This window comes from Rhodococcus sp. NPDC057297 (assembly GCF_042667435.1).
Lineage (GTDB): Bacteria > Actinomycetota > Actinomycetes > Mycobacteriales > Mycobacteriaceae > Rhodococcoides.
In genome coordinates this window covers 997,216-1,022,720 of record NZ_JBHUZE010000001.1, presented here as the reverse complement: position 1 = coordinate 1,022,720, position 25,505 = coordinate 997,216, and the positions used below count along the sequence as shown (strand labels likewise).

30 protein-coding genes and 1 pseudogene are annotated in these 25,505 nt (G+C 64.1%); 15 read left to right on the top strand and 16 right to left on the bottom strand.

The features are described 5' to 3' along the window. The first annotated feature begins 4 nt into the window (after positions 1 to 4). On the top strand, positions 5 to 373 hold the full coding sequence (locus tag ACFULT_RS04775) for a fluoride efflux transporter FluC (RefSeq protein WP_378480788.1): 369 nt from the start codon (positions 5 to 7) through the stop codon (positions 371 to 373). Then, on the top strand, positions 370 to 732 hold the full coding sequence (locus ACFULT_RS04770; protein WP_037107277.1) for a CrcB family protein: 363 nt from the start codon (positions 370 to 372) through the stop codon (positions 730 to 732). The genes ACFULT_RS04775 and ACFULT_RS04770 overlap by 4 nt, the downstream gene beginning before the upstream one ends. Here the strand turns inward: ACFULT_RS04770 and ACFULT_RS04765 are convergent. The 5 genes from ACFULT_RS04765 to ACFULT_RS04745 form a co-directional block, all read right to left on the bottom strand. Further along, entirely contained in the window at positions 717 to 1,286 is a 570-nt protein-coding gene (locus ACFULT_RS04765; protein WP_378480787.1) for a YdcF family protein, read from the bottom strand. The genes ACFULT_RS04770 and ACFULT_RS04765 overlap by 16 nt on opposite strands. Before the next feature lie 136 nt (positions 1,287 to 1,422). Next, positions 1,423 to 1,623: a hypothetical protein gene (locus ACFULT_RS04760; protein WP_019663878.1), complete on the bottom strand. Its 201-nt coding sequence runs from the start codon at positions 1,621 to 1,623 to the stop codon at positions 1,423 to 1,425. Between the two features lie 199 nt (positions 1,624 to 1,822). Then, positions 1,823 to 3,181, bottom strand: a complete 1,359-nt coding sequence (locus ACFULT_RS04755; RefSeq protein ID WP_094719726.1) for an LLM class flavin-dependent oxidoreductase — start codon at positions 3,179 to 3,181, stop codon at positions 1,823 to 1,825. A 13-nt stretch (positions 3,182 to 3,194) separates the two neighbouring features. Beyond that, positions 3,195 to 4,424, bottom strand: a complete 1,230-nt coding sequence (locus tag ACFULT_RS04750; RefSeq protein ID WP_037107267.1) for an acyl-CoA dehydrogenase — start codon at positions 4,422 to 4,424, stop codon at positions 3,195 to 3,197. A 76-nt stretch (positions 4,425 to 4,500) separates the two neighbouring features. Then, positions 4,501 to 5,862 carry an MFS transporter gene (locus tag ACFULT_RS04745; protein ID WP_378480786.1) on the bottom strand — a complete coding sequence of 454 codons (1,362 nt, stop codon included), beginning with the start codon at positions 5,860 to 5,862 and terminating at the stop codon, positions 4,501 to 4,503. A 41-nt stretch (positions 5,863 to 5,903) separates the two neighbouring features. Between ACFULT_RS04745 and ACFULT_RS04740 the strand changes: the two genes are divergently transcribed. Further along, positions 5,904 to 6,482, top strand: coding sequence for a hypothetical protein (locus ACFULT_RS04740; protein WP_378480785.1), 579 nt, complete (start codon positions 5,904 to 5,906; stop codon positions 6,480 to 6,482). On the opposite strand, the gene ACFULT_RS04735 is transcribed toward ACFULT_RS04740, so the two are convergent. Beyond that, positions 6,466 to 6,789 (bottom strand): hypothetical protein, encoded by a 324-nt coding sequence (locus ACFULT_RS04735; RefSeq protein ID WP_037107261.1) that lies wholly within the window; start codon positions 6,787 to 6,789, stop codon positions 6,466 to 6,468. The genes ACFULT_RS04740 and ACFULT_RS04735 overlap by 17 nt on opposite strands. Positions 6,790 to 6,866: 77 nt before the next feature. Between ACFULT_RS04735 and ACFULT_RS04730 the strand changes: the two genes are divergently transcribed. The 3 genes from ACFULT_RS04730 (at position 6,867) to ACFULT_RS04720 (ending at position 9,539) form a co-directional block, all read left to right on the top strand. Continuing rightward, positions 6,867 to 7,493: a DUF5701 family protein gene (locus tag ACFULT_RS04730; RefSeq protein WP_378480784.1), complete on the top strand. Its 627-nt coding sequence runs from the start codon at positions 6,867 to 6,869 to the stop codon at positions 7,491 to 7,493. 114 nt (positions 7,494 to 7,607) lie between these two features. Then, complete coding sequence (locus tag ACFULT_RS04725) at positions 7,608 to 8,162, top strand: hypothetical protein (RefSeq protein WP_378480783.1); 555 nt, start codon at positions 7,608 to 7,610, stop codon at positions 8,160 to 8,162. Positions 8,163 to 8,249: 87 nt separating this feature from the next. Further along, on the top strand, positions 8,250 to 9,539 hold the full coding sequence (locus ACFULT_RS04720; protein WP_378480782.1) for a hypothetical protein: 1,290 nt from the start codon (positions 8,250 to 8,252) through the stop codon (positions 9,537 to 9,539). A gap of 56 nt (positions 9,540 to 9,595) precedes the next feature. Here ACFULT_RS04720 and ACFULT_RS04715 read toward each other — a convergent pair whose 3' ends face one another. Together ACFULT_RS04715 and ACFULT_RS04710 are read right to left on the bottom strand one after the other, a co-directional pair. Then, positions 9,596 to 10,933: a hypothetical protein gene (locus ACFULT_RS04715; protein WP_378480781.1), complete on the bottom strand. Its 1,338-nt coding sequence runs from the start codon at positions 10,931 to 10,933 to the stop codon at positions 9,596 to 9,598. 100 nt (positions 10,934 to 11,033) lie between these two features. Beyond that, positions 11,034 to 11,384, bottom strand: a complete 351-nt coding sequence (locus tag ACFULT_RS04710) for a VOC family protein (RefSeq protein WP_378480780.1) — start codon at positions 11,382 to 11,384, stop codon at positions 11,034 to 11,036. A gap of 90 nt (positions 11,385 to 11,474) precedes the next feature. Here ACFULT_RS04710 and ACFULT_RS04705 point away from each other — a divergent pair, with 90 nt between their 5' ends. Next, positions 11,475 to 12,587 (top strand): glycosyltransferase, encoded by a 1,113-nt coding sequence (locus ACFULT_RS04705; protein WP_378480779.1) that lies wholly within the window; start codon positions 11,475 to 11,477, stop codon positions 12,585 to 12,587. On the opposite strand, the gene ACFULT_RS04700 is transcribed toward ACFULT_RS04705, so the two are convergent. The 4 genes from ACFULT_RS04700 to ACFULT_RS04685 are packed head-to-tail and all read right to left on the bottom strand — an operon-like array spanning position 12,580 to position 16,125. After that, positions 12,580 to 13,554, bottom strand: a complete 975-nt coding sequence (locus tag ACFULT_RS04700) for a glycine betaine ABC transporter substrate-binding protein (RefSeq protein WP_094719732.1) — start codon at positions 13,552 to 13,554, stop codon at positions 12,580 to 12,582. The two genes, ACFULT_RS04705 and ACFULT_RS04700, sit on opposite strands and share 8 nt — an antisense overlap. After that, positions 13,551 to 14,288: an ABC transporter permease gene (locus tag ACFULT_RS04695; RefSeq protein WP_026347574.1), complete on the bottom strand. Its 738-nt coding sequence runs from the start codon at positions 14,286 to 14,288 to the stop codon at positions 13,551 to 13,553. The genes ACFULT_RS04700 and ACFULT_RS04695 overlap by 4 nt, the downstream gene beginning before the upstream one ends. Beyond that, positions 14,285 to 15,484 (bottom strand): ATP-binding cassette domain-containing protein, encoded by a 1,200-nt coding sequence (locus ACFULT_RS04690; RefSeq protein ID WP_019663895.1) that lies wholly within the window; start codon positions 15,482 to 15,484, stop codon positions 14,285 to 14,287. The genes ACFULT_RS04695 and ACFULT_RS04690 overlap by 4 nt, the downstream gene beginning before the upstream one ends. Next, on the bottom strand, positions 15,481 to 16,125 hold the full coding sequence (locus tag ACFULT_RS04685; RefSeq protein ID WP_037107241.1) for an ABC transporter permease: 645 nt from the start codon (positions 16,123 to 16,125) through the stop codon (positions 15,481 to 15,483). The genes ACFULT_RS04690 and ACFULT_RS04685 overlap by 4 nt, the downstream gene beginning before the upstream one ends. A gap of 459 nt (positions 16,126 to 16,584) precedes the next feature. Here ACFULT_RS04685 and ACFULT_RS04680 point away from each other — a divergent pair, with 459 nt between their 5' ends. The 5 genes from ACFULT_RS04680 (at position 16,585) to ACFULT_RS04660 (ending at position 19,558) form a co-directional block, all read left to right on the top strand. After that, positions 16,585 to 17,208 carry a hypothetical protein gene (locus tag ACFULT_RS04680; RefSeq protein WP_378480778.1) on the top strand — a complete coding sequence of 208 codons (624 nt, stop codon included), beginning with the start codon at positions 16,585 to 16,587 and terminating at the stop codon, positions 17,206 to 17,208. Between the two features lie 22 nt (positions 17,209 to 17,230). Next, on the top strand, positions 17,231 to 17,923 hold the full coding sequence (locus ACFULT_RS04675) for an SGNH/GDSL hydrolase family protein (protein WP_378480777.1): 693 nt from the start codon (positions 17,231 to 17,233) through the stop codon (positions 17,921 to 17,923). Between the two features lie 37 nt (positions 17,924 to 17,960). Then, positions 17,961 to 18,401 carry a hypothetical protein gene (locus tag ACFULT_RS04670; RefSeq protein WP_378480776.1) on the top strand — a complete coding sequence of 147 codons (441 nt, stop codon included), beginning with the start codon at positions 17,961 to 17,963 and terminating at the stop codon, positions 18,399 to 18,401. A gap of 127 nt (positions 18,402 to 18,528) precedes the next feature. After that, positions 18,529 to 18,912, top strand: a complete 384-nt coding sequence (locus tag ACFULT_RS04665) for an STAS domain-containing protein (protein WP_378480775.1) — start codon at positions 18,529 to 18,531, stop codon at positions 18,910 to 18,912. Between the two features lie 106 nt (positions 18,913 to 19,018). Continuing rightward, positions 19,019 to 19,558 (top strand): GNAT family N-acetyltransferase, encoded by a 540-nt coding sequence (locus ACFULT_RS04660; protein ID WP_378480774.1) that lies wholly within the window; start codon positions 19,019 to 19,021, stop codon positions 19,556 to 19,558. Here ACFULT_RS04660 and rho read toward each other — a convergent pair. The 3 genes and pseudogenes from rho to ACFULT_RS04645 all read right to left on the bottom strand — a co-directional run. Further along, a pseudogene (gene rho / locus ACFULT_RS04655) lies at positions 19,545 to 20,645 on the bottom strand (transcription termination factor Rho); the annotation flags it as partial. The gene ACFULT_RS04660 and the pseudogene rho sit on opposite strands and share 14 nt — an antisense overlap. A gap of 213 nt (positions 20,646 to 20,858) precedes the next feature. Then, a complete protein-coding gene (locus ACFULT_RS04650; RefSeq protein WP_378480773.1) occupies positions 20,859 to 21,263 on the bottom strand; it encodes a hypothetical protein in 405 nt (134 codons plus the stop codon). A 79-nt stretch (positions 21,264 to 21,342) separates the two neighbouring features. Continuing rightward, a complete protein-coding gene (locus ACFULT_RS04645; protein ID WP_037107223.1) occupies positions 21,343 to 22,335 on the bottom strand; it encodes an alpha/beta hydrolase family protein in 993 nt (330 codons plus the stop codon). 291 nt (positions 22,336 to 22,626) lie between these two features. On the opposite strand from ACFULT_RS04645, the gene ACFULT_RS04640 reads away from it, so the two are divergent. Further along, positions 22,627 to 22,971 carry a hypothetical protein gene (locus ACFULT_RS04640; protein ID WP_037107322.1) on the top strand — a complete coding sequence of 115 codons (345 nt, stop codon included), beginning with the start codon at positions 22,627 to 22,629 and terminating at the stop codon, positions 22,969 to 22,971. 26 nt (positions 22,972 to 22,997) lie between these two features. Beyond that, on the top strand, positions 22,998 to 23,252 hold the full coding sequence (locus ACFULT_RS04635) for a hypothetical protein (protein ID WP_378480772.1): 255 nt from the start codon (positions 22,998 to 23,000) through the stop codon (positions 23,250 to 23,252). Position 23,253: 1 nt separating this feature from the next. On the opposite strand, the gene ACFULT_RS04630 is transcribed toward ACFULT_RS04635, so the two are convergent. Beyond that, positions 23,254 to 23,958, bottom strand: coding sequence for a hypothetical protein (locus tag ACFULT_RS04630; protein WP_378480771.1), 705 nt, complete (start codon positions 23,956 to 23,958; stop codon positions 23,254 to 23,256). Between the two features lie 188 nt (positions 23,959 to 24,146). Between ACFULT_RS04630 and ACFULT_RS04625 the strand changes: the two genes are divergently transcribed. Continuing rightward, on the top strand, positions 24,147 to 25,400 hold the full coding sequence (locus ACFULT_RS04625) for an APC family permease (RefSeq protein ID WP_094719743.1): 1,254 nt from the start codon (positions 24,147 to 24,149) through the stop codon (positions 25,398 to 25,400). Positions 25,401 to 25,505 lie beyond the last annotated feature (105 nt).

Below are 25,505 nucleotides of genomic sequence, written 5' to 3'. Positions count from 1 at the left end.
TGTGATGCCCACCCGCCCCGCAGTGAGCGCGACGGTGGCTTTCGGCGGGGCGGTCGGCGCGGTGGTCCGGTACGAGATCTGGCATTGGCGGGATTCGCCGAAGTGGCTGTTGATCAATACTTTCGGCATCAACGTCGTCGGGTGTCTGCTGCTCGGTGCGACGCTGGGTTACCTGTCGGGACGGAACGCGACGCTGACGCGTGCGGCCGCTACGGGGCTTGCCTGCGGTTTCACGACGTTCAGTTTCTACGCGCTGCAGGGCATCACTCACGACGGGGCGTGGAAGTCGGTTCTGTACATCGTCGCGACGCCGGTGGTCGCGGTGCTCGCTCTTGCCGCTGGAGCCCTCGTGACGAGGCCTGCGCCGCGATGACTCTGTTGTTGCTCATCGCGGTGGGTGGGGCGTTGGGTGCGTTGGTGCACTATCACGTCACTGCGGGTGTCACCGATCCCGAACGCGTCGTGATGCTCACACTGATCACCTGCGGGGTTCTGGGATTCGTGACGGCTGCTGCACCGCCCGAGTGGTTGGTCGGCGTCGCGAGTTTCGGATTCCTTGCCGCACTCGCGCCGATGAGTTCCGTGGCACTGGTCTTCGTCACGCAGGTCAGGGCGCGACGGTACAGGCGGGCGGTCGTGGTTCTCGCGGCGACGGTGGTCGGCGGTATCGCGTGCGCCATGTTGGGTTTCCTGCTGTACAGCTCGGGGTTGACGCTCTACCGCAAGTTCTGACAGTCGCCCTGCACTACGGCCTTCGCGAAGCCTGCCAGCTGGTAGAGGTACGTGTACTCCCAGTAGACGAGGGAGAAGTTGTAGGTCCGAGGGACGGCCTGCATGGTGACGTCGCCGTCGAAGCACTGTCCGAAGATGTGCTTGGCCCTGGGCAGGTGGTAGCGCCAGCTGACGACGATGACGTGGTCCCAGCCGCGCTCCTCCGCGAGGCGCTGCGTGAAGATCGCTTCCCCCCGAGTCGTGCTCGGGATCGGTTCCTCGCACAGAACGCTGTACTTCTCGGTCGTCACGCCGCAGTACTTCTTCATGTAGGGGTCCGACGGCCCATAGGGGTCGGAGAGCACGACGGTGTCCGCCACTCCTTGCTCCGCCAGCGACACCCCGTACGCCTCACGGCCGTCGTGCTCGCCACCGAGAACGATGATGGCGTCGGCTTTCGTGATCGGGTCGATGCGGGCTTTGGTGAACGTCAGATAACCGCCGACACCGACGACGGACACCACGAGAACCGGCAGGACCACGGCCAGCACCACGAAGAGATTCCGACGGTTCACTCGTCAAGGGTATGCAGGGTGATCCCCAACGCGCCCGGTCGGCGATGGACATCACGTTCTCGCCGGCGTGTGCGCGGTGTGCACCCACCCGAACAACGGCGAAGGCTGACCTGCGCCGTTGTTCGGTGAGCTGGGTCTACTGACTCGGCTCGGGAAGGTTGCAGTCGGTGACCTTGGGGTTCACGCCTGCGTAGTTGAGCGGGCCTGCGACGACGGTTAGCGCGATGGTTCCGACGCCTGCGCAGTTCTCGGGCGCACTGTCGAAGTATCCACGTTGGAAAACGGCGAAAGCGCCGATGACGAGCCAGACTACGACGATCAGAGTGACGAAGCGCATGATTTTCCCCTACCCGTAGCCGTGTCTCGGCTACCGCGAATCGGGCGAGTACCCGAATTCCGGCATGCTAACCGTCGACTACACGGTCACGGGTCGGAACCTGACACCCTTTTTACCGAGTCGACACGCCTTGTCGCTTCAACGTAGGTGTGCCAGGTCCGCACAAAGGGTGGTAGGTCCATCACCCCAGGTATTCCTGTCAGGCACGTACTGCCTGCGCCCTCGGAGCCGGGGTGAGTGAGGCGTCGGACAGGCCGAGGTGATCGCGCAGCGTCGTGCCGGTGTAGTCGGTGCGGAACAGTCCGCGTCGCTGCAGCTCGGGCACCACGTATTCGACGAAGTCGACGAAGGTGCCCGGCGCCTGGGCTGCGGACAGGATGTAACCGTCGGCCTCCCCGCCGTGGAAGCCCTCTTCGATCTGGTCTGCGATCTGCGAGGCGGTGCCGACGAACTGTGGCAACAGAACCCCCTGGGCGTACAGCTTGCCGATGTCGCGCAGGGTCAGCGCATCCTTGTCGCTGAGGCGTCGGGCCAGATCGAACAGGCCTTGGCTTCCGGGAACGGCGACGTCGGTGACGGGTGAGTCCAGGTCGTACTGCGAGAAGTCGTGGTCGGTGTGGACCGACAGTGTGATCAGCCCGGAAATCGGGTCGGCCAGTTCGTTGTGGAATGCCTGCTTTTCCCGCGCGATGGCTTCGGTCTCGCCGACGAAGGGGACGAACGACGGGAAGATCTTGATGTCGTCGGGGTTGCGGCCGAAGTTCGACGCCCGCGACTTCACGTCGTCGTAGTAGGCCTTGCGACCTTCTTTCGTCGGGTCGATCTCGAAGATCGCGTCGGCCCAGCGGGCGGCGAAGTCGCGGCCGGTCGGCGACGAGCCTGCCTGGAAGATGACGGGTCGGCTCTGCGGCGAGTGCGGTGATGTCAGGGGGCCGCGGGACTTGAAGTACGTTCCGTCGTGGTCGATGGTGCGTACCTTGTCCGGGTCGGCGAACACTCCGGAGACCTTGTCCTGCACCAGCGCATCGCGATCCCAGCTGCCCCACAGGTCGTAGGCGACCTCGAGGAATTCGTGCGCGCGGTCGTATCGCTCGTCGTGTGGCAGGTGGTTGTCGATCCCGAAGTTCTGGGCCTCGGCCTGGTTGAGGGAGGTGACCACGTTCCAGCCCGCGCGGCCACGGCTGAGGTGATCGAGCGTGCTGAAGATGCGCGCGACCTCGTACGGGTGGAAGTAGGTGGTGGACTTGGTGATTGCCAGACCGATCTTCTCGGTGACGCCGGCGAGTGTCGCGGCGACGAGGGAAGGATCGATCGTCGCCGACGCCTGAGTGCCGCTGCTGATCGGCACCGTGATGTCGTTGCCGTAGCGCACGGGTGTCGCCAGGAGGTCGGCGAAGAACAGGAAGTCGAACTTGCCGCGTTCGAGGATCTTCGCGACCCGCTCGTAGTAGTCGGGGCCGAGGTAATCGGTTTCCGACGCCGGATGCCGCCAGGCGGCGTGCGAGTGGGTGACGTGGGATGCGATGAGAAATCCAGCGAGGTGAAGTTCACGAGACATGTGGAAGCCCTTCTCAGAAGTATCCGTTGAACGGCAACGGCTCGCCGTTGAGTACGTGGTTCCCGATCGCCGACGCTTTGTAGGCGGCTGGGTTGTGCAGTGTGATGGTGCGGATGTTTCGCCAGTGTCGGTCGAGGTTCTTGGCGCGTGATGCTGCGGATGCACCGCCGACTTCGAACAGCACTGTTGCTGCGCGGGTGGCGATCTCGTCGATGTGAACCTTGGCTTCGGAGGCGCGAAGGGAGGCGTTCGCTGCAAGGGCAGGGTCGGGAACCCCATTGTTCAGTGAGGTGTGGGCGGTGTCGATGGCGTCGGCGGCTGCGAGGGTGGTGGCCTCGGCGGCGAATGCCGTGCTGGCGAGGGTTCCCAGTGCGCTCAGCAACAGTGGATCTCGGTGGAGTTCTTCGGTGGGTCCGTGTGCGAATCCGCGGGTGCGGCTCTGGATCAGGTTCTTGGCGTCGCTGACGACGTTACGGAGGATTCCGCTGACCAGTCCGTGCAGGTAGAGCTGCAGGAAGGCGAATTGGTACGACGGGTCCGGTGCTGCGTCGAGTGGGATGCGCGAGACGATGTCGTCGTCGGTGACGTGCACCTTCTCGAATCGTGTCGTTCCGGTTCCGGTGCGGCGCTGGCCGATACCGTCCCAGTCGTCGACGATCGTGACGCCGTCGCGGTCGGTGGGGACGACGACGGAGGCCACGGCGGTGCCGTCGACGTCGGCCCAGATGCTGACGTAATCGGAGAACAGTGTGCCGGTGGAGTAGAACTTCTGGCCGTCGAGTAGGTATCCGTCTGCGTGTGGGGTGAGGTGGGTTCCGTATTTGAAGTTTCCGACGGCCTGCGAACCTCGTTCGCTGCTGGCGTTGCCGAAGATTCTGCCCTGCAGGATCAGTTGGATCCATCGGTCGTTGTCGTACCCGGCGTAGTCGACGGCGGTTGCTTCGCGCAGTCGTTCTTCGACGAACCAGTAGTGTGTGCGCAGGATGTGCGCGACGATGGGGTCTGCCTCTGCCAGATCGATGATGACGCCGAAGGTTTCGCGGACTGTCAGTCCCGCTCCCCCGATGTCCTTGGGCAGTCGCAGGGCTCCGAATCCGGCTCGGCGGAGTGCGTCGATCTGCTGGTGTGGATTCTCGTCGGCGAGGTCGCGGGCGCTCGCGCCTTCGGCGATGGAGGCGAGCAGTTCTCGATACTCCGGCGAGCCCGGCTCGACGACCCCGACCGACTCGACTGTGGATGTCATGCAAAAGCCCTTTCGATCGTGTGCAGTCCGACCGATCAAACTTTCAATATCGAGAGCGCATTGTCACCAGTTGCGATCACGGTGAGCCTGAGAGTTGACTGTGACCGGGCGTCACTGCCAACGTGTCGAGCTCCCTTCCCTTGGTCTCCGGAGCGGCGTAGGCCATCCACAGCACCGCGAAGACGACGAACGCGGTGACGATGGCGAAGGTCAGTGGCAGTCCGAGGATCGGCCACATCACCGACCCGAACAGCAGGGGCGCGAAGCCGGTCGCGATACGGCTGACCGAGGAGGCGTAACCGAATCCCGAGGCGCGGAGCTCCGTCGGGTAGAGCTCGGAGACGTAGCAGTACAGGACCGGGATGGCGATCTGGATCACGAACCCGAACACTGCGAGCCACACCAGCACGCCGGATCCGACGTCGAGCATCACCGCGAACAGCACCAGCGCCGCGCCTGCCAGCGGCCCGGAGATGCCGATGACCCATTTCCTGCCGACGACCTCGACGAGGTATGCGGACACGGCGACGCCGACGATGCCGACGGCGGTCATCAGCGTCGTTCCGGCGAAGGCCGCGAAATCGTCGTAGCCCTCTCTGCGCAGGATCGACGGCATCCAGCTGAGTGCGGCGTAGTAGAGCAGCATGATCGACACGAACAGCAGCCACGACGCCGAGGTGATCCGTGGGCTGTAGCGCCAGACCGCGGCGAGGCCTCGTTTCGGGGAGGTCTGCGCGACGATCGAATAATCCTGCGGCGTAGCGCCTGTGCGGGTGACCATGTCGTCGATGATCGCTCGCGCCTCTGCTTCACGGCCCACCTTGGCGAGGTAGATCGGTGATTCGGGAATCCCGCGTCTGACCCAGAACAGAAGCAGCGCAGGCAGAATCATGAACAGCAGCATGATTCGCCAGCGCACGTCTCCGTCGATCGGCACCAACAGGGTGGCGACGACGCCGCAGATGGTGGCGCCGATGGGCCACCAACCGTCCATGGCGGACAACACTTTTCCACGAATCCGCCGCGGCGAGAATTCACCGACGAGGGCATAGTCGACGGGGATGCAGCCACCGAGGCCGAAGCCCGCGAGGAACCGCAGTAGTACGAAGGTCTCGAAGTTGGGCGACAGAGCCCCGAGCACCGAGAACAACGCGAAGATCAACAGAGTGATCGCGAAGGCCTTCTTGCGGCCGAGACGGTCCGCAATGGTGCCCCAGACCACGGCGCCGACAGCCATTCCGATGAGGTTGCCGGTGGCGACCAGGCCTCGCTCGGCCTGCGACAGGTCCCAGTAGGACCCGAGGAGTGGCGTCAGAAAGCCGTTGAGTGCCACGTCCCAGGCGTCGAACATGAAGCCGAGACCACCGATGACGAAGATGCGGCCTTGCACGCCCCACTTCCACGGGAGTTCCTGGACGATCTGTTCACCGGTTTTCACCGATGCATCCTCTCACTGCTCGGCCGTATAGTGTCATGTCCATGCGAGCTGGGGTGGCGCTGCTGGCGGCGGCGAGCCTGTTTCTTGCCTCCTGCAGCAGTAACGAAGTGCAGTCCGAGACGGAGTCGACCACGGAAGTGACTGCCGCGGATCTGCGGTTGGTGTCGGGTTCCTTCACCGTGGGCAGTCCTGTTCTGGAAACTCCACCGCCGTTCCACGGGCTGCCGTCGGACTCGACTCCCACCGCTCCCGGTGACGAGTACGGAGATTTCGGGATCGCGGACGTGCAGGTCGTCGACGCACGGGCGGTGTTCACGTTCGCCGGCGAGGGCGTGATCAATTACGTGGGGCGTTACGTCGACTCTGCCGCCACCTACGCGGGAGGCGACCTCGATGTGCCGGGGACGTCGATTCTGCAGGTCGACCTGATCTCGTCGCCGTCGGCCGATCCGGGGAACGACGTCGAGGTAGCGGCCGACGGCGGCATTCGGTCGTTGCTGACGTCGAGCGCGACAGCCGGGGTCGTTCAGGCGTTCGTCGGGACGGGGTCCGAACGTCCGGATTTCACCGTCACCACCGAATCCGATCCCCCGGCGCTGATCGTCACTGTCCTCGGTTAGTTCCCCTCGTCAGCGGTTTGAGCACTCGACTGGGCACCCAGTGCGTGACTGTCTCGCACCGATCCTTGGACATGAGCTGGTAGGTGACGCGGCCGATCCAGTCGCCGTCGACGGTCATCGACCATTCGGTCAGGTCCCCCGGCACGACTCGTCGGACGTCGAAACCGTCGGCGGTGAAGGTTCCACTGTGGTGCGGGGGTTGCGGGTACAGGACGGACAGGTCGATGAGGACCTTGACTGCAGGCGTCAGAACCTTGAACGGCCGTCGGTGCGGATCCACTCCGCCGCTGGAACCGTTCACTCGCATCGTTCGATCATATGTTCGAAACAAGATCGACTCAATCCAGCACTGACGTACACTGTACGGCGGAGAAAGGGCGCGCCATGACATTCGTACTTCCGTCACTGAACGAGCAAGCAGACAGGCTGATCGAACTGGGTGTTCACACCGTCGCGGGTATGACCGAGAATGACGTCGCCTCCGTCGTCTCCAACAACACCGACGGCGACGCCCTCCTGATCCTGAGCCGTGCTCAACCGTCGCAGCTCGCTCCGCTGGTGCAGCGGAAAGGTAAGTCCGGGTTCGTGGTGTCCGACATGGACGACGTCGACCGTTTCGAACCGATCGAGTCGTTGTCGATGCCGCTGGGGCCGGCGTATCTCGTCGATGCCCCCGAGCGTGGTGACGAGATGGAGAACTGGAACCCGGACGAGGCTCTGCCGTCGATCACGGCGGCCGGCCGCAGCCCCCTCACACTCCTCGAGGGTATTCACTGGCTACTGCAGGTACCCGAGGTCCTGGAACGAGGCCACTGCTTCATGACGATCGGTTCGCGTCTACGCAAGCCCAACGGCGCTCTCGACACCCGTACACCCGCGGTGTGGATCAGCAACGGCACCGGCCGCGACGGGGTGGGCAACCGCAATGCGCCCAAGGTCGGGTGGTGCTGGGCGGGCAACAGGCACACATGGCTGGGCTTCGCCTCTGCCGCAGGCAGGCGCGCGCTGTGACCGCGCCGATTGTCGTTCGTCACAACGGCCCGTAATGCGAGATTCGACATCGCAGCCCGGAACTGTGACTGTGGGGGACGCAGAAACCGTCGAGAAGTTTGGAGAAGTAACCGCATGAAGCCGTCGTGCCGCTCGATCGTAGTCCTCGCAGCCGCCCTGAGCCTGGGCCTCGCCGGTTGCAGTTCCGACGAGGGGACCGACGACAACGCCGAGGCGTCGGGCGGCGACCTCTGCGCTCAGCTCGAGGACATCTCCACGTTCGAGATGAATTCGCAGACTTCGGCGCAGATCGATCCGGCTGACTGGCCGGGTATGCAGGCAGTGCTCCAGGAGTACGGGGATGGACTGTCCGAGCACTACGACCCGGCCATCGCCGCCGCCGATCCGGACATCGCGGCTGATCTGACGACGGTCAGGGACGCGAGCGCTCAGGTGACGAATCTGGTGACCGAGGCGTCGACGTTCGAGGAGTACCAGCAGAAGACGGAAGCGACCATCGACGTGGACAGCTTCACCGCCGCGCGTGACGCCAGCGCTCGCATCGATACCTACGCGCAGTCCAACTGCGAGTTCGCGAAGCAGATGCAAGAGCAGCAGCAGCAGCAACAACAACAACCACAGCAGCCGCAGCCGCAGCTCGAGGAAGTCCCCGCTCAGCCCGGCGGCTAACCCCTATGTGAGTGGAAATGTAGGCCAGGGCCTACATTTCCACTCACAGACGAGTACCTTAGTTTTCATGACACTGCAGAAAGGCGCATGAGCGCCCCGCTTTTTTCGGACGGGCAGCCTCGCCGTAGGTTGTTGCGGCCCCGCCATATTCATGTCGCTGCCGGGTACGTATGGGTCATCGATGAAACCCAGCCCGTGGCAGCCCTCCTGGATCCCGCGACCGGCTCTCTCGATCGCCTTGTCTCGTGGCCGGAACTTCCCGCGACCTCCAGAACCCTCGACATTTCGAGTGACGAAGGCGGTCTTTGGCTCCACTACCGGGGCGCCGACGCTTTGGCCCGCGTCACTCCCGATGGTCTCCGTCATGCTGAATACATCGGAGGAGCAGCACTTCTCACTTCGGGCAGCATCGGAGCATGGTGTTTTCGACCGGGGCGGGCCCGGCGGGACGTCGCGCGGAGTCCGGATACTCCGCCGCTGCGGCGTTCTTACGCAGGCCCGCAGCTGCTGCTGGCGAAACCGGACGGCGGAACGGTGGCTGTCACCCTCCGCGGCCATCTGATCACGGCCGACTTCGACGAGAAGTCACTTCACCTGGGCGTCGAGCACGAACCGTGGTCACGCACCCACTCCGAGCCCGACGGATACGCACTGACCTGGACGCAGTCCTGGGTCGATGTTCCTCTCGATACTGTGGCCACGAGCATCGATCCGGCCGACTACCCGCGTCGCCCCCTCGACGGAGACTGGCACACCAGCGAGTACGCCGACGTCACGTACAACGAATCACACCGACGCAAGCGTGCCGTCGGTAACGGAATCAGATGGCATTGGGGTCAGGACACGTCGTGGAAAACGATGATGGTTCAAGCTGTTCGCGGCGACCGAGTGGTGCATCGCCGGACTTTCGCCGGCACGCGGGGGGTCGAAGGCGCGGCCACTGGGGAGGACCTGTATCTGATCACCTCCCAGCGGAGCCTCCTACACATCTCTACGCTTTCCGAACCCCGAACGATAACCAGCACTGAAGAACTCGACATTTCCGAGCACTGCCGTCCGGTCGCACCGTGGCCACCGGATCACGCGTCCTACGTCGCATACTGCATTCGTCGACTTCACGGCAGGCAGTTCTCCTCGCGCATGCACGATGTCGATGTCCGCTTCGTCGGCGACTGGCCTGACGGCAAGCTGCAGGTCAGCTTCACTCATGACAACTACGAGGGCATCACCCTCGTGTCCACTCTGAACCTCTACGACGAGGAAGGCAAGCGACTCGACGACGTGACCCGTTATGCCCCCGTCGAATTGATGGAACAGGCAGACACCCTGGCCTACCCGGATCCCTCCCTCGCCGTCGACGGGGTGCTCTACGTATGACCGTCCCTGTTCACCCCAGCTGCGGGGACAAGAGTGTCACCTACTTCGATCGGCCATCAGGAGACCTCCAGACCAGGCGTCAGGGCAATCGATTCCAGGAGTTCGAGCGAAAGCAATGGAGACCCGGCTGAACTGGCCGAGATCTGCACGCGGGTTCCGCCCGGCCGCGTCACGGTGACAGTATTGGAGGACCGCTGCTGGTAGTCACCGTCGCCGCCTTCGCCCGTGACGCCGTAGTAACCGGCCGACGTCTGCACGACGGTCCCGTCGGCGAGGGAGCGGAACGTGTTCTGCGTACCCGAGTACGGGTCCGGCCGGACCTCGTCCTCGACGGGTACGTTCTGGCCCCCGGCGATGCTCAGCTGCAGTGTTTCGTCGGCGCCGACGACGTTGGACGCCATGCACAGCGTGTCCGAACCCATGTCCGACGGTTGGAGTGTGTCGAGCTTTCGATCGAGACCCACCGCTCCCAGGTCGACCGATGCGAGTGCGGAGTTCAGTCGTTGCTGGTCTTCACGTGTGAGATCGGGTCCCCCGTTCTCGGTGTAGCCGCTGCATCCGCCGCTCGGCGGGGGTGTGCCGGGCGGAACCGGCGTGCTCACTCGTAGTGCGGGTTCTGTTGCGATCAGCTCCAATTCGGGGAGCGTCAACGGGATTTCTCCGCTGTTCGACGGCTCCGGTGTGTTGGCTCTGTCGTCGGCGCTCACGTGAATCCAGGTTCCGTCGCTTGTGTACGCCTGCACGCTGCGGCTGATGGTGCGGATGCCGTTGATCTCGGCCCATGTGTCGAGCAGATCCACGACCGTGCCGTCGGGCAAGGTCTTACGTTCGTCGAGCGAACCCGCGACGCAGTCCGGCACCGTTTGTGGCGCTTGTTGCACACTGACCTGGACCGAGCCCGACGCGTCGCCGCGGCTGACGGCGCCCCAGGCGTCGGTCGATCCACTGTAGGGGGGTTCGTCGTCGTCGCCGAAGTCGAATATCGGGCCGAACTGCAGCGATTGTTGCGGCGCGGCGAAGGCGAGTTCGACATCGTCGGGAAGCGCCGAGGCGACGGCGTCGGACATGGCAGTTGCTTTGGGTCCGTTGAACCATGGGAACCTGGGGTTGTCGTAGGACCGCTCCCCGACGAAGCTCATGCTGAATCTTTCCTCCTCCGCTTCCACGACGGTGTCGCATCCGGGGATGGGCGCGGAGGTATCCACCGGCTCGCTCACGCGCACGTATTCTTCAGGGGCGAGCGCCTCGGGTTCGACGGTGGGAGTCGTTGCTGCCATGGTCGATTCGGGCTCGACAGGACCCTGCAGGGCTCCGGCCACGAGGATCCCGACCGCGACGATACCGACGACGACGAGGCCGTCGGTCCACCGCACTCTCGCCGATCTTTCGCTCATGATGCTCGCTGCCTACTCGATGTCAGTACGACGGCAATGTCGTTCGTACCGACAGGTTCGTTACGAGGGGCAACGATAGGCCATTACGAGTGCCGACCGCCTAGCCCTGCGTCAATTCCTGTACGAAGGTGACAGTGTTGCCTGCTGGGTCCGGGGCTGCGACGGTTTTGACGACTCCGGGGTATTCCTGAATTTCGCCGACGGTGATACCCGCGGCCGTCAGTGCCGTCGCGTGGGCGTCGATGTCGCGCACACCGATGACGACGGAGGTTCTGCCCGCCGAGGCGATGTCGACGCAGACCTGCACCCAGGCGTTCTCGGCAATCTGCCATTCGGCGGTGTCTTCGATGGGTTCGATATCCGGCTCGCGGCCGAAAAGGGTGGTGTACCAGGCACGCGCTTCGGCGAAGTCCTCCACCGGGAGAATCGCAACCACACTGTCGAGCGTCATCTGGCCTCCTGGTATCGAGTGATCTGGACAATACCGACAGGCCACGGCACCTACAACCGATGTGCAGGCCGAGCCGGTAGCGTCCGACGGATGCGAATTCTTGTTGCTGCCAGTGGTGGTGAAGGCCATCTCGGTCCGCTGCTTCCCTTCGTCGATGCTGCGGCCGAGGCAGGTGACGACGTCACTCTCGTCGTGCCACCGGGGCAGGTGGCCACTGCGCGGTCGACGGGTGCCGATGTACGCGTCGTCGATGCACCGCCCGCCGACGAGGTGGCAAGGGTGCGGCGAGCGTTGGCGTCGAGTGACAGGGAGGTGCGGGTACGTGCCGCCGAGGTCGAGTTGTTCGGCCGCATCAACACGGCGGCGGCGTTGGAGAAGACCGTCGCTGCGGTGGCCGATTTCGAGCCCGACTTGATTGTGAGGGAGCCCTGCGATTACGCGAGTGCAATCGCCGCGGTGCGGAGCGCGGTACCTGTAGCCACGGTGGGCATTTCGCCTGGACTTGCCGATATTTCCGGTTTGCGGATGGCGAGCCGGGTCATCGAGGACTACGCACCGGGTGTGACCACGACGCTGGAGGCCGCGCCGTATCTGACGCGTTTCCCGGGTGACGATCCGACGGGGTATTCGGATACGCGCCGGTACGGGTTCACGATAGACCTGGATGTGCGCACGGAGCAGAACCCGCCGTTGGTGTGGCTGACGATGGGCACGGTCAACACGCAGCTCGAGCACATTCGTGGCACGTGGGATGCTGCGGTGACCGCGCTGGCCGACCTCGATGTGCGCGTCTTGGCCAGTACCGGCCGCGGTGGATCGACCCTGCGCGGCTCCGATCGCATGGAGGTCGTCGACTGGATCGAGCTCCAGGACATACTGTGTCGTGCGAGTGCCGTCGTGTGTCACGGCGGTTCGGGTACGACGCTGGCAGCGCTGGCCGCAGGTATTCCGTTGGTGACCGTTCCGATAATCGCGGATCAGCCGACCAACGCAACGATGGTCGAGAGCCTGGGCGCGGGAATCACCGTCGCGCCCAACTCGCCCGCCGCCGGTCTGACCGTCGAGGATGCTCCGCGGTTGCGTCGGGCGATCCACGATGTCCTGACCGATCCCTCCTACCGTTCCTCGGCACGCCGAGCAGCGGCCCGCTTCTCCGAAGTTCCGTCAGTCGCCGAACGCTTGGCCCAGCTCCGGCTCACGTGACGAGACCCTCGCTCCGCAGCCATTCGTAGGCGACGTCGGCGGGGTCTTCGCCTTCGATGTCGACCTTGCCGTTGAGTTCCTGCATCAGGTCGTCGGTGAGGCGCTCGGAGATCACGGCGACGAGGTCGGCTATTTCCGGGTGTGCTTCGAGGACGGGTGCGCGGACGACGGCGGTACCGCTGTACGGCAGGAAGAACTTTCGGTCGTCTTCGAGCACGGCGAGGTCGAGGTTCTTGATGCGGCCGTCGGTGGTGTAGACCATGCCGAAGTTGCAGGGCGAGCTCTGCGCAGTGGAGGTGTACACGACGCCTGCGTCCATTCTGGTGACGTTCCCACCGGGTACGCCGTTCGGTCCGTCGAGGGGAATGTCGTAGGTGTCGAGCATCGGACCGAATCCATCGGCGCGGGAGAAGAATTCGTCGTCGACGCAGAAGGTGCGTTCGTTCGTGGGCAGCGCGGCGACGTCGGACAGGGTTTTCACGCCGAGCCTCTCCGCGGTGCCTGCGGATGCAGCGAACGCGTAGGTGTCGTTGAAGTTGGCCGGCGGCAGCCATTCCAGGTTGTTGGAGCTGAGCTCGAGGTCGTGCACGCGTTGCCACAGCTCGTCGGGATCGGCGATCGTCTCGGTTTCACCGTGGTAGTTGACCCACCCTGTACCCGTGTACTCCCAGAGGATGTCCGCGTCTCCGTTGAGTTGGGCCTGGCGCGACGAGGCCGAACCCGGTGCACCTGTCAGATCGCTGACGTTGGCACCGGCTGCCGCGAGGTACGTCGCGGTGATCTTTCCGAGCAGTACACCTTCGGTGAAGCTCTTCGAGGTGACGACGAGAGATGCTCCGTCCAAGGGCTTTTCACCGTCGACCAGGTCGGTGGACTGAAAGGTTCCGGACGAGCTGACGAGTCCGCAGCCCGCGGCGACGCTCGCGATGAGCGCGAGAGCTCCGACCCGTAGAGAATGCCGAATCATGCCACTCCTCGTGGGGTTGCGAACAGTTCGACGAGGCGTCCCAGCCAGTCGATCGTCAGCGCCAGCAGCGCGACCAGGATGGCTCCGGAGATGAGCAGTTTCGGGAGGAACAGGGTCACGCCGGTCGTGATGAGGGTGCCGAGGCTGGTGGCGCCGATGAACGTGCTCAGCGTCGCGGTGCCGACCAGGATGACCAGGGCGGTCCGCACGCCGTTGAGAATGACGGGAACGGCCAACGGCAGTTCGACCTGGACGAGTGTACGGATACCGGAGTACCCGATGCCTCGGGCGGCCTCGATGGTTCGCTTGTCCACCTGGTCGATGCCGACGATGGTGTTCTGGAGGATCGGCAGGATGGCGTAGACGACGAGGCCGACGACGGCGGTTCTGAAGCCGGTGCCGAGCCACATCGTCAGCAACACGATGAGTCCGACGGCGGGTGCGGCCTGGCCGATGTTGGCGAAGTTGATCGCGAACGGTTTGAACGGCTTGACCTTCTCGCGGGTCAGTAGGATTCCGAGCGGGATCGCGATGACGACGACGAACACGGTTGCCGTCAAGGTCAATTGGATGTGGTCGAGAATCGTGGTTTTCAGGGTCGACCAGCCGAGCGATGCTTCCTCGGTCGGAGTGAGCGTCGTCGATCGGTACCACAGGAAGTATCCGACGCCCAGAACGATGATGAGCAGCGGCTCGAACCACACGTCTATCGGTGTGCGGCGCAGTCGATTCATGTGGCCGACCCCTCCGCGTGCTGGGTGTAGGAGACGTGGCCGTCGCCCTCGCGGGCTTCGTCGAGCTGGCCACGGACGACCGACATGACGGTCTTGATGGTCAGCGACCCGGTGACGACGCCACGGCCGTCGGTGACGACGACTCCGCCCTGGCTGGCGGCGAGCATGACGTCGAGTGCGTCGTTGAGCGTCGACGACGGTGCGACGACGGGTAGGCGTGGGTCGATGTAGTCGGACACCGTGTCCTTGGTGGCGACTTCGTCGAGCGATGGCCAGGACCGGGGTTTGCCGTGCTCGTCGACGACGACGATCCAGGTCACGCCTGCGGCGCGTGCGCGGCCGATGACTTCCTGCGACGAGTCGCCGACGCGTGCGGTGACGACGGGCTCGTGTTCGACGTCCTTGACCCTCGACAGCGTCAGGTGGGCAAGCGTTGCACCCGAGCCGATGAACTCTTCGACGAATGCGTTGGCGGGCTTGGCGAGGATCTCTTCGGGGGTGGCGTACTGCTCGATCTTTCCGCCTTCGGAGAGGATGAGCACCTTGTCTCCGAGTTTGGTGGCTTCCTCGAAGTCGTGGGTGACGATCACGATGGTCTTGGCGACTTCGTGTTGGATCGCGATGAGGCTGTCCTGCAGGCGGACTCGGGTGATGGGGTCGACGGCGCTGAAGGGCTCGTCCATCAGCAGGACCGGTGGGTCAGCTGCGAGTGCACGTGCGACGCCGACGCGCTGTTGCTGCCCGCCGGACATGTCCTTGGGGAGTCGGTCTCGGAAGGTGTCCGCGTCGAGGCCGACGAGATCGAGCAGGTATTCGGTGCGCTCGGCGATGCGTTTCTTGTCCCAGCCCAGTACTCGGGGGATGGCGCCGATGTTCTTCTGCACCGACCAGTGTGGGAAGAGCCCGCCGGCCTGGATGACGTATCCGATGGACTGACGAAGCTTGTCGGGGTCCTCGCCGGTGACGTCGCGGTCGCCGATGAAGAGCCTGCCCTCGGTGGGCTCGATCAGCCGGTTGATCATCTTGAGGGTTGTCGTCTTACCGCAGCCGGAGGGCCCGACGAAGGCGACGATGTGTCCGGCTTCGATCTCGAGGTCGATCTTCTGGACAGCAGGCTTGGTCTGGCCTCGATACTGCTTGACGACGCCGTCGAGCCGAATCGATGCACCCGAGACGGTGCGGTCGGTGTCGGTCATGACAATCCCTTCGAGATGGTGAGGCGCCCGAGGAGGACGAGCAGGGCGTCGAACACCAATGCGATGACGACGATGAGAACGGTTCCGGTGACCGCCATTTCGACGGAGTTGGTTCCGCCGAGCCTGGACAGTCCGTTGAAGATGAGCGATCCGAGGCCGGGTCCGAGGACGTAGGCGACGATCGCGGCGACACCGACGACCATCTGGGTGGACACGCGGATGCCGGTGAGAATCACGGGCCACGCGATCGGCAGCGATACCGACAGGAGAATTCGCCAGCGGGACAGTCCGATTCCGCGGGCGGATTCGATGGTCGCGTCGGGCACCGATCGCAGTCCGACGATGGCGTTTCCAATCACGGGCATTGCGGCGAAGAACGCGAGCATGATGAACGACGGGACAACGCCGAGCCCGAACGGGACGATGAGCAGGGCCAGCAACGCGAGCGACGGAATGGTCAGCGCCACTCGACTGCTCGTCAAAGTCAGTGCCGAGAACAGCGGCAGGCGGTGTACCGCAACCGCGATGACGATGGCGACGGCGCTGCCGACGAGAACTGTTTGAAACGCCAGTGACGCATGCTGATACGTCAGAAACGAGAGGAACTGCCCCCGTCCCTGAAGATAGTTCCACAAATCCACGCGTATCTCCCCTTTTGCAGCCGCGTATTTCACCGAACACAGTGCTGCCGGTTTCAGTTCGGGGACGTTACCGGCATTTCCCCGCCTTCGCGGGGTTTTACTTCTCCCGCGGGTGTGGGGTCGGTGCGTCGCGAAAACGGGATCGTGGCCCGTTCACCTGCAGGGATTCCAACCTCGGGGACGCTTCGCGGAACGCCGGTCGCACTTAAAATCAGCTCGAGCCGAACTACCCACTCTCGCAGTTTCCGGACTGCCGAGCGGTCGGGTTCGTCGAGTGAATCGTGCGACCCGACGGGATCGGGCGCGGATCGCGGGCAGCGCGACGGTTTGCGGACACGCGCGGTCAACAGGGGCCCCACGCTGGGGCAATGCCTCGGGTACCGTTATCGGACCGGGAAGTTCGGTAATGAAATCTCGCCTACTTCCGATGAACCAGACACATTCCGAGCCAGGAGGGACATGCCGAATCGCAGCCGAGCACCCCGGCACGCTGCTGTCCTGGTGAGCGCGGCTGTCTCGGTGGGGGCCGCGGCGATGCTGGTGGCCGGGTGTACTGCCGACGCCGAGGCTCCGACGCCGGTGAGCTCCGCGGCACCCACCGCGACCACGGCCTCCGACAGCACATCCACCAGTTCGGTTCCGGCGCCCGCACCTGCTGCCGAGGCGACGACGCCCCTGCTGGTCCCACCGAGTGTCATTGCCTCGGCGTCCGAGCCGCCGCCGTACGAGCCCCCGCCCGACGAGCCACCGTACGATCCACCGCCGTACGACCCGACGACGCGACCGCAGGATGTCACCTACGATCCGCCGCCGGTCGCCTCGTTCGATCCGCCCGAGCCTGTGATGCCGCCTCCGAACCCGATCGATTCGCGGGGATTTCCGCTGGGCACGACGTGCGGTCCGGTGTCCTGCACCTCGCCCGACGGTCTGATCTTCGTCAATCCCGAAGCGGTCCCCAACTTGAGCGACCGGGGCTTCGACCTGTGCGATCACACGTACTGTCCGCCTCCGGGCCTGCAGATCGTTCCGGATCAGTTGCCGTCGACGGGCAGCTCGGGCGGGACTCCGACGTCACCTCGCTGAGCGCGTACGGCACAATTCGGGCGTGCTGAAGACGCGACGATATCGCCTCCTCCTCGCCGGGGGAGTTCTGCTGGTGATCGTCGCGGGACTACTCCTCGGCCCCCTCCGGAAGCCTGCGCTGTATGTATGGAATGCCGAATGCTTCGGCTGGAGTACCTCCGGTGGTGGCACTCGCATCGCCGCACTGGGAGATTCCATCGCGGAGGGAAATTCGGCCGTCGGGTGGGGAATTCACGGTGACACCTCGTGGTATTCCCATCTTGTGTGCGGGGCGGACGCTCGGGGCGCCGATGGAATCAATGCAGGTCGACGAGGGCAGACGACCGCCCAGATCCGGGCCCGTATCGACGAAGTCCTGGACTCGAATCCCCAGGTGCTGGTCGTGGGCGGTGGTACGAACGATCAGGCCCGCGGAGTGCCGCTCGAGCAGACAATGGACAATCTCCGTTTCATCCTGGACAGGGCGCGGGACATCGAGACCGTTGTTCTGACGACGGTGCCGCGGTCGCGATCGGCGACGGACGATCGGCTCGACACTGCGATCAGAACCCTTGCGGCTCAACGGGGGATCCCACTGGTCGATTTCGCGTCGACGTTGAAACGACCGGGCGCGACGTTCGACGGAATCCATCCAACGGCCGACTCAGCCAGGATCATGGCGGATCAGGTGGCCGACGCCGCCGGTCTGCGCATGAGAATCGCGTCGAGCGAATAGCTCACCCGAATCGTCTCGATAGTCCACTATTGACGCCATGAACCCGGACCACGGCATGTCGACGCTCCCTGATGTGGAGAGCGCGCAGTCGATCACGGCTGTGTTGTTGTCCGCCGGCGGGGAGTCCGACGGGTGGGCCGGGGAGGTATTCGAGGCACTGTGCCGGACGCATTCGCGAGCACACCTGCATTTCATCCTGCCTCCACCCTCGAATACTTCGATGGAGTTGTGCACGTCGATGTCGGCGGCGTTCGGAGCGTTCACCGGCCCGTTGCCGGAGTACTCGACCGCCGATACCGTGGTCGCAAAGCTGGCCGTACAGTTGGCGCCGACCGGACGCGGTTGGTCGTGGGCGGCGAGCCCGTCGGTGATCGGTAGGTCGGCCACGGCCCGGTCGAAGCCGCGCACGGTTCTCGGGGCAGGTCGTCGGCCGCTGTATGCACTGTGGTTTCGGGCCTTGAGATACCGGCCCATCTGACCGCTCGGCGGCTCGTTACCTTTCTGTGATAACTCGGTTATCGCACCGTGATGCAACGATTTATGGTGGCGAGACCTTCGACTGCGAGAGTTGTCCTCGACGAACTCACGACGCGAAGGCAGAGAACATGATCACTGCAGCACATCCACTGTCCGTCGACCTTGCTTCCGACCCACAGGAGCACGCTCCTCGGTTCACGATCGACACCGAGTCCTACTCCTCCGACTTCGCGGTGCTTCGGGCCACCGGCGAGTTGGACATGACCGCGCGCTTGCCTTTGATGGACAGCATCGAGGCGCTCACCTCCGAGCACTCGGATGTACGCGTCGACCTGTCGGCTGTCACGTTCATCTACTCCGGAGCCGCCAGCGTCATCGTCGACGCGGTCATGGCCACCACCGCCGAGGTTCGCATCTTCGCGCCGACCAGGCCCGTACGCATGATCCTCGACGTCCTCGGTGCCGGTCACCTGATCGTCGACACCCTGGATCCGCAGGGGTCGCCGCGATGACGGGCGACGACGCCGGGCCTGAGGAGCGCGACGAACAGCCGACTACGACGCCGGGAACATCGTTTCTGCAGATGTTCCTCGAAGCGAAGAACTCTCCGACTCAGAAGTGATCGTTCGCACCGAAAGATTGAGGCTGCGCCCATACCGTTCCGGCGATGAGGCTCAGCTGCTCGAGTTCTACTCCGACGACGACGTGTGTCGGTACCTGCTACACGGACCATGGACGGCGGATGACGCAGCCAAGGCCGTTCGAGAGCGGCAAGATCGAAAGGCCCTGGCCGATGGCGCTCTGAATCTTGTCGTGGAACTGGACGAACACGTCATCGGTAACGTAGCGGCGTGGTTCGTCAACGACACCGATCACACCGTAGAACTCGGGTGGGTATTCTCGCCCAGCTACTCCGGCCGGGGGTACGCCAGCGAAGCGGTAGAGGCCCTGTTGAATGAGGTGTTCGCGTTGGATCGTGTGCACCGGGCGACCGCTCAGATGGACGGCCGCAACACCGCGTCGGCGCGATTGGCCGAGCGCGTGGGCATGCGTCGCGAAGCGCATTTCCGCGAGGACTGGCGGAGTAAAGACGAGTGGACCGACACTCTCGTCTTTGCCGTTCTACGCAGCGACCGGCCCCGAACTAGCGAGCAGTGACTGCGCGCGTGAGGAATTCGTGATTGGACCGGGTTTTCGCGAGTTGCGTCACGAGTAGTTCGATTGCTTGCTGCGAGTCGAGGCCGCTGAGCAGGTGTCGGACTTTCTGCACGGCCGAGTACTCCTCGGCCGACATCAGCAGTTCGTCTTTCCTCGTTCCCGACGGGTTGACGTCGATGGCTGGGAAGATTCGCCGTTCGGCGATCTTGCGATCGAGTTTGAGGTCGGCATTGCCGGTGCCTTTGAACTCCTCGAAAATGACTGTGTCACCTTGAGATCCGGTTTCGACGAGGGCTGTTGCGATGATGGTGAGCGATCCACCGTTCTCGATGTTGCGAGCGGCACCCAGGAAACGTTTCGGCGGATAGAGCGCTGTCGAGTCGATTCCTCCGGAGAGAATCCGGCCCGACGCGGGTGACGAGTTGTTGTACGCCCGACCGAGCCGGGTGATGGAATCCAGAAGCACCACAACGTCTTCGCCGTTCTCGACGAGACGCTTGGCGCGCTCGATCGCCAGCTCCGCCACGGCCGTGTGGTCCGTCGGCGGCCTGTCGAATGTCGATGCGATCACTTCACCCTTCACCGATCGCATCATGTCGGTCACTTCTTCCGGGCGTTCGTCGACGAGGACCACCATGAGATGGCATTCGGGATGGTTGGTTGCGATGGCGGCGGCGATGTCCTTGACCATCGTGGTCTTACCGGCCTTGGGCGGCGATTGGACAAGCGCGCGTTGACCTTTGCCGATGGGCATCACGAGGTCGACGATGCGGGTGGACAGGCGGTCGGGAGTGGTTTCGAGCCGTAGACGCTGATTGGGGTACAGCGGGGTCAATGCGTCGAACTTCGGGCGCTTCTCCCTGGCGTCTCGGCCGTTGATGTCGTCGACTCGGACAAGTGAGTCGAGCTTAGATCGTGACTTGTCCGGTGGACGTGCGGTGCCGGTGACGAGGTCACCCTTTCGTAATCCGTTCTGCCGCAGGATGTTCGACGATATCTGCACGTCGATCGGCCCCGGCAGGTAGCCGGTGGTCCGCAGGAATGCGGCGTTTCCGTGTATGTCGACGATGCCGGAGACAGGACGTAGTTCCGACTCGGACGCGGCATTCGATACAGGTGTGGCGTGTGCTGTGGTCATGAGAATCTACTTTCGAGGATTGCGCCGATGCGCAAGGTAGGCGGAAGCTCAGAATTTTCCGCGGGATGGTCCTCGACGCGGACCAGATCAGGTCGGCGGAGAACTATCGCCAAAGTACATCAGCACTCCGGTTTCCACAACCCCTCACCCTTATGTGAGGTCTTATCGTTCGATCCGACGCCTCCCCGTGAACAGCGCCTCGATGCCTCCGACGGCAAGCAACAAACCGATGAGCGTCAGTCCCGTGTACGCACGGGGCGCCCAGATGTCGAGCACGAGGTACTGCCACAGTGTCCACCCGACAGCGATGACGCCGACCACGCCGGCGACGACACGTGCGCCGGGGGTGTCGACGATCACGCCCGCCGCGCACACCAGGGGCGCGATTCCGAGGGCTACGAGCACGAAGGCGCCTGCGTAGCGGTAGTCCCAGGTGTGCCATTCGGGGAGCATGTCGACGCTCAGGCCCAGGGTGCCGCCGTCGGGATCGGAGACCAGGGCGATGCCGTTGAACAGCCCTGCGGCGCCGAGCATCAGCAGTACCGCTGCGGTGACGAACTTCTTCACACCTTCACCTTGCCGCATTCGAGCACAAAATTGCCCCCGACCCATGACGGGTCGGGGGCAGTAGAGAGGTGGATGGGAATCAGATTCCCATGCCCTTAGCGAGCACCGGCCACGAGTCCTTCAGTGCCTGCTCCCAGTACGGCCAGTAGTGCGTGCCGACCGGCGGGAACTGGTACGTCGCCGGGATGCCGACGGAGTCCAGCTTGTTCTTCAGGTTGTGCGAGCAGAAGTTGGTGGCGCCTTCGATGACGATGCCGAGACCGAGGTTGATGACGCCCTGGGGTCCGTTGCCCTCGGTGTAGTACCGAATGTCCTCGGGCTGCGGGTTACCGTTACCGCTGGAGATGTACAGCTCGGTGCCGCGGAGCTTCTCGGCGTTGACGACCGGGTCGTTCTCGACCCATGCGGGGTCGTTGTCCGGGCCGTACATGTTGATGGTGTTGCCACCCTTCCATGTCTCGACCGAGAACTTCACGAACTGGCGGCCGATGGGATCGGCGATCTGTGCGCATCCGCTGTATGCCGCGACCGCGCCGTACAGGCCGGGCTTGGCTTCGGCGAGCTGCAGAACCGAGGTACCGGAGGTGGAGACACCGGCGATCGAGTTCTTGCCGGTGGAGCCCAGAGTTTCGTCGAGCAGCGGAGGCAGTTCCTCGGTGAGGAACGTCTGCCACTTGTTGACGCCGAGGACCGGGTCTTCCTGCTTCCAATCGGCGTAGTAGCTGCCCTTGCCACCGATGGGGAGGACGAGGTTGACGTGCTTGTCGGAGAAGAATTCGAGCGCGTCGGTCTGCTGCTGCCAGCTTGCCGATCCTTCGCCTGCATCGAGGCCGCTGAGCAGGTACGCGTTGGGAGCAGGCGTGGACTCGTCCAGAGGGCGCTGAACCTCGACGGTGATGTCCTTGTTCATCGCGGCGGAGTAGACCTGAAGGTTCCAGTTCCGCCCGTCCTTGTCGATCGACGAGACTGCAGGCGCCTTCGCGGGCTCGGCCGTCGCGACGCCGCCGAGAGCGGTCATTGCCAGTGTGCCTGCCGCGATGAGTGCAGCGGCGCGTAGTGAAGAAAGCTTCATCTCGAAGTCGATTCCAGTTCCCGGCCGGTCCTGAGCCGTGTTAGTTCGTCCCCCGCACGCATGCGGCCTTCGTGTCCCTCGACACTTTATGTCTTCTTGGGCCCGCTGTTCGTTACTGGGTCGAATCAGATGAAATTCTTGACCCGATCGTGTCCGTCCGTCTCAGCGGGCCTCGCGCCGATCGACACCGATGCCCGACGGCTTCTCGTGGCAGGCTGGACCACCTCGGAGGTGGAATCGAGCGGGTCCGCGTGGGTGCACGGCCGTCGGTTCCCAGGCAGGATCACGGCTATGAACACATTCCAGCGCGTCGCCGCTCGGTTCAATGCGCTCGTACGTCCGCTGTTGAACGCCCCGATCATCGGCAAACTCGTTTCGGGCACAATCACCGAGGTCACCTACACGGGCCGCAAGTCCGGCAAGAAGTTCAGCGTCCTGGTGGGCTACCGCCGTCGCGGCGACGACGTGATCATCGGCGTCGCGATGCCGGACAAGAAGAACTGGTGGCGGAACTTCTACCCCGACGGCGGTCCCATCTCCATCGACCTCGACGGCGCCACCCGCACCGGCCACGCCGTCACCCGCAAGGACGGGTCTTCCGTCTCGGTGAAGGTGACCCTCGACCCACGCTCCTGATCGAGTCGAGGACCTAGGCTTGAACCATGCGTGATCTGCGGCGGTTGCTCGCCCTCTTCGATGCTGCCGTCGGCCTGCTCGTAGTGGTGGCACTGTCCGCGTTGCCCACCGGTCCGTACCGGTCCGACTACGTGTTCGTCGAATCCGGCAGTCGAACAACATTTGTCGAGAGTGCGACCGAAACGCCGATGCTGTTCGTGATCGGCGTTCCGGCCGCGTGCGCGCTCGTCGGCTGGTTCGTGGGCAGCTTCTTGATCAGGCGTGGCTGGACTTTTCGCTGATCTACTTCTCGAACAGTGCGTCCGGCATTGCGGTGTCGACGTTCAGGATGTCGAGGTCCCGCGCAGATCCTTCGGTTTCGAGGTAAACGCAAATCCCTGTACGGACGTCCAGTCGCACGGTCGACGGTGATCCGGGTATCCATTCGTCGTCGACGAACTCTCCCGCGAGCATCGGGCAGCAGTCGCACCGTGGGTCGTACGCGGCGGTCGGGGTGGCGACCGCTTCCCAGGCCGCGCGGCCGTGGTGAGTCACCACGGCCACGTTCGCCAGATCGACCGTCGGACCGGAAGTCGTGTCGTGGGCGGATCTGGCCAGTTCGACGGGGTTGAGCATCGCGACCCAGAGGTAGTCGTCGAACATCGGGTCGTCCCACTCCACCGACGGGCCGTGAGTCTCGGGCGGCACGCTCTCGACGAGACCGTCGGCGTCATATATCGGAACCACTGTGGACGGCCAGCGACCCTGCACCGGCAGTAAGCGCCCGTCGTTCCTCGTCGCCATGGCACCGTCGAACGGTCTGCGCGCTTTGTGCACGACGACGCGACCGCCGTTCTCTTCCACCCGCATTGCCCCTGGCCGACGGATCCACGCGTGGACACCGGTATCGAATCGATCTGGCGAACGGGTGAGTTCGACGCTCGTCCACAGCCACGGCGACGACTGCGCGAGGCGGCGGAACTGCAGAATGGACGGGTTCTCGATCACCAGTTCATCCTCGCAGGCCCCGCCACTGATTTTTCCTTCTCGCAGTTCGTTCCGCCCTCAGGCAGGATCAGGCAAGTGATCACTCCGGAAGTGCCTTTCATGTCGCTCAGAACGGCATCGGGTTGGACCTCACCTGCTCGTTCCTCGGCCGGCCGTGTCAGGCCGAGCACCGAGAGTCTTTCGGTTGAATTGTGACTGTTCCTGGCGGTGAACTCCGTCGTCGACTCGGGCTTGTCGATGCAGTGACCGTCGGATTGGGCGCCATGATCGGCGCTGGAATCTTCGCGGCGCTGGCTCCCGCCGCTCGGGCTGCGGGATCGGGTGTGCTCGTTGCATTGGCCGTCGCCGCCGTGGTCGCCTATTGCAATGCGACGTCGTCGGCACGGCTTGCCGCGTTGTATCCCTCGTCGGGAGGAACGTACGTATACGGCCGTGAGCGTCTCGGCGAGTTCTGGGGTTACATCGCCGGGTGGGGATTCGTCGTGGGCAAGAGTGCGTCCTGTGCCGCAATGGCATTGACGGTCGGTATGTACGCATGGCCCGAACACGCGCATGCAGTGGCTGCGGCGGCGGTGCTCGGGCTGACCGCTGTCAACTACGTCGGAATACAGAAGTCCGCGTGGTTGGCGCGAATCATCGTCGCCGTGGTCGTCACGGTACTCGTTGTGGTCGTGGTGGTATCGCTGTCGTACTCGCCCGGGCATTCGGTGGGAGTGTCGGCGACCGATGTCACCACCGCAGGTGTGCTGCAGGGTGCGGGCCTGTTGTTCTTCGCCTTCGCCGGCTATGCGCGCATCGCGACGTTGGGTGAGGAGGTCCACGATCCGGCTCGTACCATCCCCCGAGCGATACCGATCGCGCTCGCCCTGACCTTGGCCCTGTACACCTCGGTCGCCACTGCGCTGCTGTGGGTGCTCGGCCCGTCGGGGCTCGCGCACGCAAGCGCACCGATTTCCGACGCGGCCCGCGCCACCGGTCGATCCTGGTTGGTTCCTGTGGTGAGTGCGACCGCTGCAGTGGCAGCGCTGGGATCGTTGCTCGCGCTTGTACTCGGCGTCTCACGAACCACTTTCGCAATGGCCCGTGACCGGAACCTTCCGCATGTTCTGGCGGCGGTGCACCCGCGGTTCGACGTACCTCATCGAGCAGAGTTGATGGTCGGCGTGGTCGTCGCCGCCACGGCAGCCACCGTCGACATTCGTGCCGCGATCGGCTTCTCGTCGTTCGCAGTGCTCGCTTATTACGCGGTGACCAATGCGTCGGCGTTGACCATGTCTCGCGCCGAGGGCCGCCCAGCGCGCGTCGTTCCTGTGATCGGCCTCGTGGGTTGCCTCGTGCTGGCGTTCTCGTTACCTGTGTCATCGGTGGCAGTGGGCGCAGGCGTGCTCGCAGCGGGTGCCGTCGTATACGCGCTCAGGAAGCGCCGATCACACGACGACTAGTCGGAAGCTTTACCGGCAGAACGCATCGCGCCCACAAGGATCGTGGCGGCTTTCGCACTGATGTTCGAAAACTTGTCGGTGGCACCGGATAGTCTTCTCACATGC